Origin of the sequence: Flavobacterium cupreum (assembly GCF_003996965.1) — a bacterium.
GTDB classification, from domain to species: Bacteria; Bacteroidota; Bacteroidia; order Flavobacteriales; family Flavobacteriaceae; genus Flavobacterium; species Flavobacterium cupreum.
Genome location: NZ_QWDM01000016.1, coordinates 107,847 through 123,221 on the forward strand (window position 1 = coordinate 107,847; position 15,375 = coordinate 123,221).

Annotated in this window: 10 protein-coding genes; 5 read left to right on the top strand and 5 right to left on the bottom strand. The window is 37.3% G+C overall.

The genetic code is table 11. The features are described from left to right. Positions 1–538: 538 nt before the first annotated feature. Both lpdA and D0817_RS20510 read left to right on the top strand, forming a co-directional pair. A complete protein-coding gene (gene lpdA / locus D0817_RS20505; RefSeq protein ID WP_127340226.1) occupies positions 539–1,942 on the top strand; it encodes a dihydrolipoyl dehydrogenase in 1,404 nt (467 codons plus the stop codon). Positions 1,943–2,108: 166 nt separating this feature from the next. Beyond that, positions 2,109–2,651 (top strand): lipocalin family protein, encoded by a 543-nt coding sequence (locus tag D0817_RS20510; protein ID WP_127340227.1) that lies wholly within the window; start codon positions 2,109–2,111, stop codon positions 2,649–2,651. 54 nt (positions 2,652–2,705) lie between these two features. On the opposite strand, the gene D0817_RS20515 is transcribed toward D0817_RS20510, so the two are convergent. Together D0817_RS20515 and D0817_RS20520 are read right to left on the bottom strand one after the other, a co-directional pair. Next, the gene (locus tag D0817_RS20515) at positions 2,706–3,083 is read right to left on the bottom strand and encodes a DoxX family membrane protein (RefSeq protein WP_127340228.1); all 378 of its coding nucleotides are present in this window, start codon (positions 3,081–3,083) and stop codon (positions 2,706–2,708) included. A 207-nt stretch (positions 3,084–3,290) separates the two neighbouring features. Continuing rightward, complete coding sequence (locus D0817_RS20520) at positions 3,291–4,199, bottom strand: DUF4349 domain-containing protein (RefSeq protein ID WP_127340229.1); 909 nt, start codon at positions 4,197–4,199, stop codon at positions 3,291–3,293. A 205-nt stretch (positions 4,200–4,404) separates the two neighbouring features. Between D0817_RS20520 and D0817_RS20525 the strand changes: the two genes are divergently transcribed. The 3 genes from D0817_RS20525 (at position 4,405) to D0817_RS20535 (ending at position 9,309) form a co-directional block, all read left to right on the top strand. Then, positions 4,405–5,691, top strand: a complete 1,287-nt coding sequence (locus tag D0817_RS20525) for an anthranilate synthase component I family protein (RefSeq protein ID WP_127340230.1) — start codon at positions 4,405–4,407, stop codon at positions 5,689–5,691. Positions 5,692–5,905: 214 nt separating this feature from the next. Beyond that, positions 5,906–7,216 (top strand): tRNA lysidine(34) synthetase TilS, encoded by a 1,311-nt coding sequence (gene tilS / locus D0817_RS20530; RefSeq protein WP_127340231.1) that lies wholly within the window; start codon positions 5,906–5,908, stop codon positions 7,214–7,216. After that, a complete protein-coding gene (locus D0817_RS20535; RefSeq protein WP_127340232.1) occupies positions 7,216–9,309 on the top strand; it encodes a protein-disulfide reductase DsbD family protein in 2,094 nt (697 codons plus the stop codon). Before tilS ends, D0817_RS20535 begins: the two co-directional genes overlap by 1 nt. A gap of 269 nt (positions 9,310–9,578) precedes the next feature. On the opposite strand, the gene D0817_RS20545 is transcribed toward D0817_RS20535, so the two are convergent. The 3 genes from D0817_RS20545 to D0817_RS20555 all read right to left on the bottom strand — a co-directional run bounded on the left by D0817_RS20545 (position 9,579) and on the right by D0817_RS20555 (position 15,219). Further along, entirely contained in the window at positions 9,579–10,895 is a 1,317-nt protein-coding gene (locus D0817_RS20545; protein WP_127340233.1) for an ammonium transporter, read from the bottom strand. Between the two features lie 339 nt (positions 10,896–11,234). Next, positions 11,235–12,542: an amidohydrolase family protein gene (locus D0817_RS20550; RefSeq protein ID WP_127340234.1), complete on the bottom strand. Its 1,308-nt coding sequence runs from the start codon at positions 12,540–12,542 to the stop codon at positions 11,235–11,237. 43 nt (positions 12,543–12,585) lie between these two features. After that, positions 12,586–15,219, bottom strand: a complete 2,634-nt coding sequence (locus D0817_RS20555; RefSeq protein WP_238160918.1) for an amidohydrolase family protein — start codon at positions 15,217–15,219, stop codon at positions 12,586–12,588. Between the last annotated feature and the right edge of the window lie 156 nt (positions 15,220–15,375).

A 15,375-nucleotide genomic window follows, 5' to 3' on the forward strand; every position in this document is an offset into this window, starting at 1 on the left:
TAGGCAGAAAAAGGCTTTAGCCAAATGATGTAGATTCGGCAAAAGCCCTTTTAAATGGACAATATTCCCATCCAGCTAAAGCTGGACGCTATTGAATCTTAGCGGTTCAAAAAACTTTACGTCTTCGTGTTTTTTTGCAATCAAAATTTCAATATAAAAGCAAATTGGGGTTCTGAGAAGCTGAAACCCTAAGTTTTTTTAGTTTCAGGTTATAAACTTTGCGTCTTTACTTGAAAAAACTGAGATATTGAATTTTTAGGTACAAAGGTAGAGAGAGGGTAAGGGCTCAAAGGTTTTTTATCAATCGTAAGATGTAAAAGAAGACACTTAAACTATACTTTACAAATAAAAAAATCTGCTAAATCTGCTAAATCTGCGAGATTAAAAAAGAAAAACTTACCGAACCTTGCGTAAACTTCTTAACGCTCTTTGCGGTAAAACCTACAACTCAAAATTCACGCAAAAAACATTCAAATTTAAACTTTAAACAAAACTTTATTCCTTAATTTTGTATCGCTAAAAATAAAACAGACAAACTATGAGTTCATTTGACGTAGTCATTATAGGTTCAGGCCCGGGCGGATATGTATCAGCAATTCGTTGCGCACAATTAGGTTTCAAAACAGCAATAGTAGAAAAGTACACTTCTTTAGGAGGAACCTGCCTTAATGTAGGCTGTATTCCATCAAAAGCATTATTGTCTTCTTCTCACCATTATGCAGAAATTGCACATTTCGCGGATCATGGTATCGAAGTTTCCGGAGATGTAAAAATCAATTTGGAGAAAATGATTGCCCGCAAACAAGCAGTTGTCGATCAAACCGTAGGTGGAATCAACTACCTGATGGATAAAAATAAAATTACTGTTTTTAATGGTTTAGGTTCATTCGTAGACGCAACTCACATTGCAGTGGCTAAAGCCGACGGAACTTCAGAAACTATTGAAGCAAAATATACAGTTATTGCAACAGGTTCGAAACCATCTTCTTTGCCATTCATTAAAATCGATAAAGAAAGAATCATTACTTCGACAGAGGCGTTGGCTTTAAAAGAAGTTCCGAAACATTTAGTAATTATTGGCGGAGGTGTTATCGGTATTGAATTAGGGCAGGTTTACCTACGTTTAGGAGCACAGGTTTCCGTAGTAGAATTTATGGACCGAATCATTCCTGGAATGGATGCTTCTTTGTCTAAAGAACTGACTAAAGTACTGAAGAAACAAGGAATGAAATTCTACGTTTCCCACAAAGTAAAATCAGTAGAAAGAAACGGCGATGCGGTTGTAGTTCAGGCTGAAAATGCAAAAGGAGAAACCATTACACTTGAAGGAGATTATTCTTTAGTTTCTGTGGGTCGTCGTCCATACACAGACGGATTAAACGCTGACAAAGCCGGAGTAAAAATTTCAGACAGAGGACAAGTAGAAGTAAACGATCATTTACAAACTAACGTTCCAAATATTTACGCTATTGGAGACGTTGTTCGTGGAGCCATGTTAGCCCACAAAGCGGAAGAAGAAGGAACTATGGTTGCTGAGATATTAGCAGGACAGAAACCGCATATCGATTATAACTTAATCCCAGGTGTTGTTTACACCTGGCCGGAAGTGGCTGCTGTTGGACAAACAGAAGAGCAGGTAAAGGCTTCAGGAACAGAATATAAAGTGGGAAGTTTTCCTTTTAAAGCTTTGGGACGTGCAAGAGCAAGTGGAGATTTAGACGGATTCGTGAAAATTATTGCTGATGCTAAAACTGATGAGGTTTTAGGAGTTCACATGATCGGAGCGCGTACAGCAGATTTAATCGCAGAAGCAGTTACTGCAATGGAATTTAAAGCCTCTGCAGAAGACATTTCAAGAATGAGTCATGCACATCCAACTTTTGCTGAAGCAGTAAAAGAAGCAGCATTAGCCGCTACAGATAACAGAGCATTGCACGTATAATTGATGCATATAATTTAGCTGACCGTCAGGATTTACATTCTGGCGGTTTTTTTTGTTTCGTAACGTATTGATTCGTAACTTTATAATATGTAAAAATCAAAAATAATTCTATAAAATGATTTATGGATTATGGTGTTAATTTTATACAAGATATAAAGAGAACACTATGAAAAATAAATATATAGCTCCCGTTTTGTTAGGAGCGGGAATTGCTTTCTTACTTTATTCCTGCGGTTCTACTATTCCGGACAAAGCAGTGGCCGTCACTAATTTTGACAAAACAAAATATCTTGGCAAATGGTATGAAATTGCCAGATTAGATTTTAAATATGAGAAAGGCCTGAACAATGTTACAGCCGAATACTCTTTGAATGATAATGGAACTATAAAAGTAGATAACAGGGGCTATGATGTCAAAAAAGACAAGTGGGAACAAAGTATCGGGAAAGCCAGGTTTGTCAAAAAGGACAACGTTGGTATGCTTAAGGTCTCATTTTTTGGTCCTTTTTATTCAGGTTATAACGTCATTGCAGTTGATAAGGATTATAAGTATGCACTTGTTGCAGGAGAAAGTCTGAAATACCTGTGGATCCTTTCAAGGGAAACGACAGTTCCCGAAAATGTTAAAGCAGAGTATCTTAAAAAAGCAGCTGAAATCGGTTATCAAACTTCAAATCTTATTTGGGTAAAACACGATAAAAGTAAATAAAAGAAACCCGGCAGATTTTACATCTGCCGGGTTTTTATTTTTTAGCTGAAAGATTTATACAGTAAAAACACTTTTATAATTATGCCAATATCTGTAAATCAGGAAGATATTAGCCAGAAGCAGTAATCCTGCAATAGGCAAATGTTCCGGTGACATAAAATAATTGATAAACAGGATGTTGATGGTGATCGGTAAGATCAGAATGTTGGCTAATGTTACGTAGCGGCCTGATACAAAAGCTAATCCACATATTAATTCAATTGATTTAGCTAAAGGCATTAAGTAAGTTGAGGCAACCAGGCCAACATTGAAAGCTTTGAAATTATCATTAGTCATTGGCTCTGCGGGCATTAAGTTGAAAAAGTAACTAATAGAAGCAAAAAGTAATAAGAGGCCAATCAAAACTCGGACAATAATGGTAGCAATTTTCATAATACTAGGATTTAAATAGGTTAAAAATATATAAATTATTTGCTGATAAACATTACAAGGTGAATTCGGAAATGAAAGAAAAATTATTTTTTAATTCATTTATTAAGAATTCAATAATCAATACAATCCTATTTTGGGATTAATCTAAGCTTATATCAAATATAATGAATTTTTTCTTATTAAATTGATGCTTTACTGACACATTTATTATTGCTTTCTATATTTTCTGTATAAGAAAAAACCACCAGTACCTATTAAAATAAAGGGCCACAGATTAAGAAGAAATACAAAAATGGCTTCCAGAATATACCAGCCGCTTTTTAAAGAATCGATAATTTGGATCCCTAAGTTAGGTTTGTATTCGCTACTGTCTTTTTCGCTTGCTAGTATTTCCTGTTTAATAGTTTCCTTCTGATACAACTGAAGGGTGATCGTACTAAAGTTAACCTGATCCTGCATTGATAAATGATCAATTACGGCATTATCTTGTGCTTCTTTTTGACTGGCAAGCGCATTTTCAGCTTCCATAATATCATTTATTTTTTTGCCTTTGGTATCAATGGCTTTTGCAACTCTTTTTTCGGTAGCAGCACTTCTTTTCTGGGTAAGCTGATTAGATAAAAGTTTGAGGGAAACATCATCGGCTTTAATTACCCTGAAGTCCAGAAAATCAATTTGTCTGGCGATGGTCTTGATTACGGTGTCCAGTTGCGTATTGGGAACGCGGATGGTCACATTATTTTCTACGGTATATTTTGTAGTTTCCAAAGTGCTGTCCTGACTGATTTTGGTTTTAATTTGCTCCTGAATCGTACTTTGCAGGTTGGTATAAGTCACATAGCCGCCAAATTTCTGAACAGCATTTTCAATCGCATATGTTGATTTTGCAACATTTCGGACTTTAAATTTCAGATCGGCGGTTCGGATGAATTTTTGTTTGCTGTCTTTATTTTCAACATTTTCAACTGCTGCAGACGATGAAACTGCTGTACTGTCTGCTGTCCCGGCAGCATAATCTGCAGTCTGTTCACCGGTAGAATCATCTGCTTTTTTGCAGGAAAATAGTAATGCGATTAGGACCAATGAGGCCAGGCTTAATTTTGTAATTGTTTTCATAAAAGGTTAAAGGGTTGATTAATAAGGAAGTGATTTACACGTTGTAAATACTTTTTTTATTGTAGCATAATTATGTATCAAATGGCGAAAAAAGTTTATAAGGTTGTTAATCTCGTGTACTAAAAAGCGTGCCAATAATTTTTAAGGATTATTTTATTGAAGGATTTTTTTTATCGTAATTTTGGGGCTTAAAAATATACCACATTTGAGAGTTACCATCCATAAACATATTGCAGATCCGGAGCAGTTTAAACAACAGCTTTTAATCTGGTCGCAACAATTTCGGGAGATTGTCTTTTTGGATAGCAATTCCTATCCGCAAGAATATTCAAGTTTCGATTGTCTGCTTGCCGTGGATGCCTTTACTTCTTTAAAAACCGATTATCATAACGCTTTCGACGATTTAAAACAATACCAGTCCAATACAAAAGACTGGCTTTTTGGTTATCTGGCCTATGATTTGAAAAACAATGTTGAGCATTTAAAATCCGCTAATTTTGACGGGTTGAATTTTCCGGATTTATTTTTCTTTCAGCCTAAAAAAATATTTGTATTGAAAGGAGACCAGCTCGAAATGCAATATTTGTTTGTTTGCGATGATGAGGTAGAAGAGGATTTTGAAGAAATTAATGAAAGCAGCGTTGATGCTTTTGAAACGTTGCATAAAATCCTGATACAGCAAAGGATTTCAAAAGAATTTTATATCGAAAAAATCACAAAGATGCTGGAGCACATTCACGTTGGTGATATGTATGAAGCCAATTTTTGTATGGAATTTTTCGCTGAAGATGCGATTATAAATCCGCTGGAGAAATTTCGAAAACTGAATGCTATTTCGCAGGCGCCATTTTCGGTTTTCTTTAAAAACAACACGCAGTTTTTACTTTCGGCATCACCGGAACGTTACATAAAAAAATCGGGCGACACTTTAATTTCCCAACCAATCAAAGGAACATCAAGACGTTTTTCTGATCCCGCTGCCGATGAAAAATCGAAACAGGATCTGGAAAACGATGCCAAAGAACGCGCCGAAAACATCATGATTACCGATTTGGTCCGAAATGATTTATCGCATACCGCCCAAAAAGGTTCTGTTGAAGTGAAGGAACTCTGCAAAATCTATTCGTTTTTGCAGGTACATCAGATGATTTCGACCGTAACATCAAAATTAGATCCGCAATATGCTCCTGTTGATGTTTTAAAAACAACTTTTCCGATGGGAAGCATGACAGGAGCACCGAAAATTTCGGTAATGAAAATCATTGAGAACCTCGAAGAAACCAAGCGGGGCTTATATAGTGGTGCTGTCGGCTATTTTACACCGGACGGCAATTTTGATTTTAATGTGGTGATCAGGAGTATTTTATACAACCAGGAAAATCAATATGTTTCTTTTTCGGTAGGAAGTGCTATTACATCCCAGTCTGTTCCCGAAAAAGAATACGAAGAATGTCTGCTGAAAGCTAAGGCAATGCATGAGGTTTTGCAGTAGTTTTTAAGTTAGCCACGAATTTCACGAATTGGCACGAATTTTTTTTTTTGCCACGGATTACAGGATTAAAATGATTTAAAAAAATCTGCCCAATCTGCAGAATCTGCGTGAATAAATAATTAGCGCTAATTCGTGCAACTCGTGGCAAAAAAAAAATACAACGCTTAACATTTCATTTAAAAATAGATCAAATTTAATTTTTTACATTTATCGAATGTTTTCAAAATTTCAAAATCATCTCGTTTCAGGATTTCCTTTTTTGGTAGAAAAAAAACTATTTCTGGCTGTAAGCGGAGGCTTGGACAGTATGGTTTTGTTGCATTTAGTACAGCAATTGCCCTATGAAATAGCTGTTTTGCATTGCAATTTTCAACTTCGCGGATTAGAAAGTTTTGATGACCGGGACTTTGTGCAACAGTATTGCGATGAAAATAACATTAAGGTTTTTATAACCCAGTTTGACACGGAAGCTTTTGCGAAAGATTATAAACTTTCGACTCAGGTTGCCGCCCGTGAATTGCGCTACAGTTGGTTTTATGAACTTCTGGAAACCGAAAAGTTCGATTACATTCTTACAGCACATCATGCCGATGATAATCTCGAAACTTTCATCATAAATTTAACGCGAGGCACAGGACTTGACGGATTAACGGGAATTCCGGAACAGAATGATAAAATTATTCGTCCGCTGTTGCCTTTTTCCAGAGACGAAATTCTGCAATATGCAGAGGAAAATAATATAGAATGGAGGGAAGACAGCAGTAATGCCTCCAATAAGTACCTTCGAAATAAAATCCGCCATGATTTGATTCCGGTTTTAAAAGAGATCAATCCTAATTTTCTGAACGCCTTTCAAAAAACACAATCATTTTTGCAGGAATCACAGGAAATGGTCGAAGACGCATCGATTATGATCTATCAGCAGGTCGCGAAAGAAGAAGGTGAGGATATTCATTTTGACCTGAATCAGCTTAAAAAGCTGCCGAATTATAAATCATACCTGTATCAGTGGCTGAATGAATTTGGATTTCTGGCTTGGAATGATATTTATGATTTGGTGGAAGGGCAGTCCGGAAAGCAGATATTTGCTGAAGAATTCAGGTTGTTAAAAAACAGAGAGACATTGATTTTAAGCCCGTTTTCAGGCGCTAATGAAAGTGAAGAATATCAAATTACTGAAAAGGATTCAGAAGTTAATTTTCCCTTAAAATTGAAGCTTTGTCAGGTAGATGACATTACAATAGATTCAAATAAGGCTATCTTTGTGGACGCAGAAAAAATCCGGTTTCCTTTGGTTTTACGTAAATGGAATGAAGGGGATGCCTTTCATCCTTTTGGCATGCAGGGGAAGTCTAAAAAAGTCAGCAAACTTTTTAAAGATGAAAAATTATCCCTGATAGAAAAGGAAAAAACATGGATTCTGTGTTCTGATAACCAGATTGTCTGGGTTATAGGAATTCGCCAGGATGAACGTTTTAAAATAGAAAAAACTACAAACAGAATACTTAAAATAGAATTACAATAATGAACTTTAATCAATCCCGTCAAACGATTACATCAAAAAATGGTTGGAACAAAACCGTTGTATTTTTGTTGTTTTTCATTTTTGCTTTTGCAAAAGGTAATGCCCAAATTCTTGAACCGGTAAAGTGGACTGCCAAAATCGAAAAGAAATCAGGAAGCAATGCTGTTCTGATTTTTGATGGAACGATAGAAAAAGAATGGCATATGTATTCCCAATTTACACCGGACGGAGGTCCGCTGCCTTTGGAAATTGTGTTTAAAAACCAAAAAGGGAATTATAATTTAGTGGGCAAAGCCAAAGAAGGAAAAACTAAAACGGCCTTTAATGATGTTTTTGGTGTTAATGAAACTTTTTTTGAAGGGAAAGCGCATATCGAACAGGAAATTATAATTACAAATCCGAACCTGAAAACAGTTGATGTAGATTTTGACTTTCAGGTTTGTAAAGAAGTTTGTATCAATTCCAATAAAAAATTCTCCATTGTAATTCCGTCCACTTTCAAAATGGAAGCCGTAGCTACAGTTTCAGAAGCCAAACTGGATGAGACAATACGACCGGGTTTGGTTGTGGATACTATAGATAAAGCAGTTGCTCCTGCATCTGAAAAAGCAAAAGCGGCGGTTGCACAAACTCCCGATAAAGAAGAGGTTCCGGTTAAGGCTCCGCAAAGAAGCTTATGGTCGATCTTTTTTATTGCCTTTTTATCCGGTTTTGCAGCATTGTTGACACCTTGTGTATTTCCGATGATCCCGATGACAGTAAGTTTCTTTACCAAGCAAAGCAAAAGCAGGGCAAAGGGAATTAGAAATGCCATTATTTACGGTTTTTCAATTATTGCTATTTATGTAATATTAGGCCTGATCGTAACTAAAATATTTGGAGCTGACGCCTTAAATGCGTTGTCTACAGACGTCTGGTTTAATCTGATATTCTTTGTGATATTAATTATTTTTGCTACTTCGTTTTTGGGAGCTTTTGAAATTATGCTTCCAAATTCATGGGGAAACAAAGTAGATCAGCAGGCAGACAGAGGCGGAATAATAGGAATATTATTTATGGCTTTAGCGTTGGCGATTGTCTCCTTTTCCTGTACAGGTCCAATTGTCGGAACTTTACTGGTTGAAGCAGCTTCAAACGGCGGAATTGCCCCGGTAATCGGAATGTTAGGCTTTTCATTGGCTTTGGCATTGCCTTTTATGTTGTTTGCGATGTTCCCGGGCTGGCTGAATTCTTTGCCAAAATCAGGTGGCTGGCTGAATACCGTAAAAGTGGTTTTAGGATTTTTAGAATTGGCTTTGGCTTTCAAATTTTTGTCCAATGCTGATTTGGTTTTGCAATTGCATTTTCTCGAAAGAGAAGTTTTTATAGCAATCTGGATTGCAATATTTGCAGCCCTGACCTTGTATTTATTCGGAAAAATCACCTTGCCACACGATAGTCCGCTGCAGCATATTTCTGTGGGAAGATTGTATCTTGGATTGCTAACGCTGGTTTTTACTGTTTATTTAATTCCCGGACTATGGGGAGCTCCATTGAAATTAATTAGTGCTTTCCCACCGCCGCCGCAATATAGCGAAAGTCCGTTTGGCGTAGGAGGTTCAGGGGTGTCAACTGCAGGTTCAGAAAAAGGTTTGCCGGAAGGAGCGGAATTAGGGCCGCATGGCATAATGGTTTTTCATGATTACGAAGACGGATTGGCCTTTGCAAAATCCATAAACAAACCGATTATGCTGGATTTTACAGGTTATGCGTGTGTGAACTGTCGTAAAATGGAAAATAATGTCTGGTCGGACGAAAGAATTTTAGCGATCTTAAAAAATGATGTCGTATTGATTTCCCTTTACGTTGATGATAAAAGAGAATTGCCAAAAAATGAACAAACTAAAACCGCTTCAGGGGATGAAATTATTACGGTTGGCGATAAATGGACCGATTTTATGATCTCAAAATATAAAACGAATACACAGCCTTTATATGTGATAACGGATCTGGAAGGGAAAAATTTAAATACTTCGAAACCTACGATCAGTTATGTTGGCGTTGACGAATATTTGCAATGGCTGAAAGAGGGGATTGGGAATTTTAAAGAGTAAAGAGAGGATAGAGTAAAGAGAATAGAGTAAAGAGAATAGAGTAAAGAGAATAGAGTAAAGAGAATAGAATAAAGAGAATAGAATAAAGAGAATAGAGAATAGAGTATAAAGTAAAGAGTAAAGAGAATAGAGTAAAGAATATAGAGAATATATTTTTGGATAACGAGTTCCTTTATATAGGTTGAATTTAATTCAAATAAACAGCCCTCTGGTTTTAATCAGAGGGCTGTTTTGTTTTTTGTTTTTGTTATGTTTGAAAATTAGATTTCTTACAGGTATTCTCCGTGTTGAGAGATATCTAAACCTAGTTCTTCTTTTTCTTCAGTAACTCTTAGAGGAGTGATTTTATTTACTACAAAGAATAAGATGTAAGAACCTACGAAAGCGAAGATAGAAACGGCTACCAAAGCAATTAATTGGTTGATAAACAAAGTTGGAGTTCCGAAAATCAAACCTTGGTTGTCACCCACTACAGGGTTGACCGCTTTTGAAGCAAAAACACCTGTTAATAACATTCCTACCATTCCGCCAACACCGTGACAGGCAAAAACATCCAGGGCATCATCAATTTTTCCTTTAGGGAATTTGCTTACTACAAGGTTACTTACGATAGCAGCAAAAGCTCCGATGAAAATAGCGTGAGGAATACTTACGAAACCGGCGGCAGGTGTAATAGCAACAAGACCTACAACAGCCCCGATACAAGCTCCAAGCGCTGATAATTTGTGACCGATTATTTTGTCAAGGAAAACCCATGCCATTGCAGCAGCCGCAGCAGCAACAGTGGTAGTTCCTAAGGCTTGTACCGCCAATCCGTTTGAACCTAATGCAGAACCCGCATTAAAACCAAACCAGCCGAACCATAATAAACCTGTTCCTAATAATACATAGGTAATTCTTGCAGGATTAACTTTTTGAATTTTTCTTTTTCCTAAGAAGATCGCTCCGGCCAATGCAGCCCAGCCAGCACTCATGTGTACTACTGTTCCTCCGGCGAAGTCTAATACTCCCATTTTAAAGAAAATTCCATCAGGATGCCACGTCATGTGCGCTAATGGAGCATATATAATTAATATGAATAAAACCATGAATAATAAATACGCCCAGAAACGAACACGTTCTGCAAAAGCACCAGTAATTAAAGCAGGTGTAATGATGGCGAATTTAGCCTGAAATAATGCGAATAACATGAAAGGAATTGTAGGGGCAAGACTCCATGCAGTATTAGTGCCAACACCCTGAAAGAATAAATTAGAAGTAGGATCACCAATAATTCCTCCAATCGTAGGTCCAAATGCCAATCCGAAAGCAACTACTACCCATAAAATAGTAACAATTACCATGGCCATAAAACTTTGCAGCATGGTACTGATAACGTTTTTCTTACCAACCATACCTCCGTAGAAAAATCCAAGTCCGGGAGTCATAAGCAATACAAAGGCAGTTGCTACGATCATCCAGGCTGTATCTCCTGTATCAAACTTTACAGCTTCTGCAGGTATCGGGTTATCTGTTAAGATGAAGTTCGAGACAAAGGTTAGTACCAAAATAGTGATAAGAATCACACTTAAAATAATTTTTCGCATAGTTATTTAGTTTTAAATTTTTGATAAAAATATAAAATCATTCGACACCCCTATAAAAAATAGAGTCTAATGTTTAATTTTTGTTAATTTTTCATTTTAACCCCCATTGTTTTGCGTGTATTTGTTAAAATAGATATAAAATTTACAATTTAGTAATCTTCAAATCATCAAAAATGGGTTTTTATATGCTGTGTTAACATAAAGTCGGTATAATAATTCTTAATTTAAGAGTAATAACATCGGTATCTTTAGTGATCTCATTTAAAATGTAGATTTTTTTCAAATAAAAAAGCGCCAAATGATTTCTCAATTGGCGCCTTACTTATATATTCAACTTAATTATTGCTGATTGTACTTTGCTTTAAATTTGTCGTTTAATTTGGTTTGAAAAGTTTCCAGATTAATCGTTCTTCCCTGAATAAAGGCTGACGTCAGTTTATTTGTTCTCATATCTAAAGCATCTCCTTCAGAAATAAATAAGGTAGCATCTTTGCCTGTTTCCAGGGTACCGCAGCTCGAATCAATTCCCAGTAATTTTGCCGTATTTGAGGTTATTAACTGTAAAGCTTTCTCTTTGTCTAAACCAAAAGCAGCACAGGTTCCGGCAAGGAATGGCAAATTTCTTGTGCTCATACGCTCATGGTCTCCACTATTTTCAAGACCAACAAGAATGCCTTTGTCCGTTAGCATTTTAGCCATTTTATACGGCAGGTTGACATCCTGGTCATCGCTTGTCGGCATGTCATGAACGCGTCTTAACAATACTCCAACATTATATTTTTGCAGGAGGTCGGCAGATTTATAGGCTTCAAAGCCGCCAATGATAACAATCTTTTTAATCTGATTGTTAATGGCCAACTGTATTCCGTCTGTAATTTGTTTCTCTTCATCTGCATGGATATAAAGCGTTTGTGATCCGTCAAAAAGGGATTTTGTAGCATCCAGGATTATGTTTTTTTCTTTTGCAGCAGTTTGGTTGTAGGCTTTGGCATTGGCCAGAAAAGCATTTATCTCTTCCACCTGTTTCGGATAATCTTTATTGGGTTCCACAATTCCGGGTTCAAACCACGATCCGGATCTTCTGAAAGTAGACGGGAAATTAAGATGAATGCCATCATTTTCTTTTAAGACAGCATCTTTCCAGCTCCAGGCATCCAATTGCACTACAGAAGAAGTACCTGATATTCTGCCGCCACGCGGGGCGATCTGCGCGATTAAAATTCCATTAGGGCGCACGGTTTCAACGACCTTTGATTCTGAATTATAAGCAATGATACTTCTTACATTCGGATTAAAACTGCCAATCTCTTCCTGATCATCCGATGATTTTACGGCGTCAATTTCTACTAAACCAAGTGTAGAGTTTGGTGCGATAAATCCCGGATAGATATGTTTGCCGGCACCATCAATCGTGGTATCATAGGCATCTGCGGCAAGCCTGATCGTAGTGGCATCCGCAACCAGAGTGATTTTGCCGTCTTTAAATCCAATGGCACTGTTTTCAATTACGGTTCCGTTGCCTAAGTGTGCCGTGGCATTTAAAATCAAAATTGATTTCGTTTGTTTCTGAGCCGGTATTTGTTGCGCATTTACGGTAAGCGATGTGCAAAAAGACAGCAGCAATATATAGAGGTGTTCGTTTTTCATTTTATCTGTTTTTAACGTTGCAAATTAGCTGACGGTGCCCTTATTATTGTTCTAAAGTATCGCAGTGATACTCCTTTTTTTCTTTTTTGGCAGGTTTCTGTGTGCTAGCGCCTTTGTTTTTTTCCTGTAGCATCAGACCAATCAGAAGACTTCTTTCTTTGGCAATAGACAGCTGTTTTTCAGCATCTTTTTCAATATCAAAATAAACAACACCTTCGATAATTGTTTTTTCGGCTTTGGCATAAATAGACAAAGGATTGTCGCTCCACAAGACTACATCAGCATCTTTGCCTGTTTTAAGACTTCCTGTTTTATCGTCAATATGTAAAAGCTTGGCAGGATTGAGCGTGACAAACTTCCAGGCTTCTTCCTCAGAGATATTTCCGTATTTTAACGCTTTTGCCGCTTCCTGATTTAATCTTCGGGACATTTCAGCATCATCAGAATTGTAAGCAACCACTAACCCGGCATTGTGCATGATCGGTCCGTTAAACGGAATCGCATCATTCACTTCAAACTTATAAGCCCACCAGTCTGAAAACGTAGACGCTCCAACGCCATGTTCTTTCATTTTATCAGCGACTTTGTATCCTTCCAGAATATGAGTAAACGTGTTTACCCTGAAATTGAATTTTTCCGCAACATTCATCAACATCAAAATCTCGGATTCAATATAGGAATGACAGGTAATGAATCTTTCCTTATTGATGATTTCGGCTAAAGTCTGCAGTTCCAGATCTACTCTTGGCGCTTTTCCTTTTTTGGAACCCGAATTGAACGTTTTCCAGCTTTCGTCATATTCTTTTGCACGTTGAAAATAATCTGTAAAAACCTGTTCAACTCCCATTCTTGTTTGTGGAAAACGGGTTGGATTCTGAATGCCCCAATTGGCTTGCTTTACATTTTCCCCTAAAGCAAATTTGATAAACTTAGGCTGGTTTTTATATAACAGCTCCTCAGGAGCAGCACCCCATTTCCATTTTACAATCGCCGAACGTCCGCCAATTGGATTCGCAGATCCGTGTAACAATTGCGAAATGGTTACGCCTCCGGCCAGATCTCTGTAAATGTTAATGTCTTCAGAATTAACTACATCCTGAATCGTAACTTCTGCTGTAGAGTTGTGACCACTTTCGTTTACACCTCTGGAAATGGCAATATGCGAGTGCTCGTCAATGATACCGCTTGTAATATGTTTTCCTTTGGCATCAATTACAACAGCTGAAGGATCGGAAAGGTTTTTGCCCACTGCGGCAATTTTTCCATTTTTGATTAAAACATCGGTTTCCGTTAAAATACCTTCTTTTTCATTGGTCCAGACAGTGGCATTTTTGAAAAGCAGGGTTTGCGCCGTTAGTTTTTTCGAATCCCCGAAAGCGACATTAGGGTACGTAGTCGGAAGGATTGGATTTGGTTTTTCTGCTTTAATTGTATCTTTTACTTCCGTAAAAAGACTTGTTCTTTTCGCATTCCAGATCAGTTCGCTTCCGTCTGAAAGCACTGCTTTTCCGGATAGGATTTCCGGTTTTTCTACCAATCCGGTTAAACGTGTGAAATTAGATTTAATCGTGTCGCCCGGTTTTAATACCAGAGAAATCCAGTTTTTAGAGAAGTTAAAAGTACTGTTTACTTTTGCGGCGGCTACAGTGGTTATTTCAGATTTCGGAGCTATTTGCGTTCCGTCAATTTTCCATTTATAACTATCATTTCCGATGGTCAGATCATAGTTGCCGCGAATATCTTTCACCGTGATATCATTGACTACATATTTAGTTCCCTGAACCCAGTTCTCGTATAGAACGGTTTTTTCGTCGAAAATTTCACCGGATGTGATTACAAAATTGGCATAACTGCCGGTCTTTAAACTTCCGATTTCATTGCTTTTTCCTAAAATCGCAGCCGGAATTGTGGTTAACGATTCCAAAGCTTTCGTTTTGTCAAAACCATATTTTATGGCTTTTAATAAATTAGTTTTAAAGTCTTCCGTTTTCTTTAATTTATCGGTCGTTAAAGCAAAAACAATTCCGTTGTCGGAGAGCACTTTAAGGTTAGCAGGCGCCTGATTCCAAAAACGCATATCAGCCAGTTCGATCTGATTGGATAAATAAGGATTGGAAACATCATATGCTTCAGGAAAACTAATCGGAATAATGAATTGGGCTTTCGTATTTTTGATTTCTTCGATTCTTTCGAATTCATTTCCACTGCCTTTTAAAACATAGTTTAAACCAAATTCTTTGGCAATTTTAGCAGCCCTTAGGCTGTTCAGTTTATCCTCGGCAGCAAATATCTGAACCAGTTTTTCGTTGGCTGCCAGCGCTTCCAGCGATAAATCCCTGGTTTCGGAATTTCCTTTTTTATACCAGTCCAGATCCAGATACATCTGACGCAGCAGGGCCATCATCCCCATTAAGGAACTCGGATACGCCTGATTGGTTACGGAACTTCTGGTAAAAGCGAAATGATTGGTAATTTTGTCTGCTATAATTTGTTTGCTGTTTTCTGTATTATTCAGGGCGACTAATACCCCGGTTCCCTGCGCCACTCCATCAGGAATATGAGTACCGACAACTCCAAAACCGGCTTTTAATAATTCTTCGGCTTTTGCGCTGTCATATTTAAAAGTTTCATACCCGTTTAATTCAGGACGAATACTTTCATTCCAATAGTAACCCACTCTTTTGGTATCGTACAAAGGATTACGATCGCCGTCAGGATTTAGGTTTCTTTTGGGTTTTTCAATTCCGAAACTGGTATAAATATCAATAAAAGAAGGGTAAATTGTTTTTCCTTCGAGATCTATGGTTATACTGTTTTTTGGGATCGAAACGGT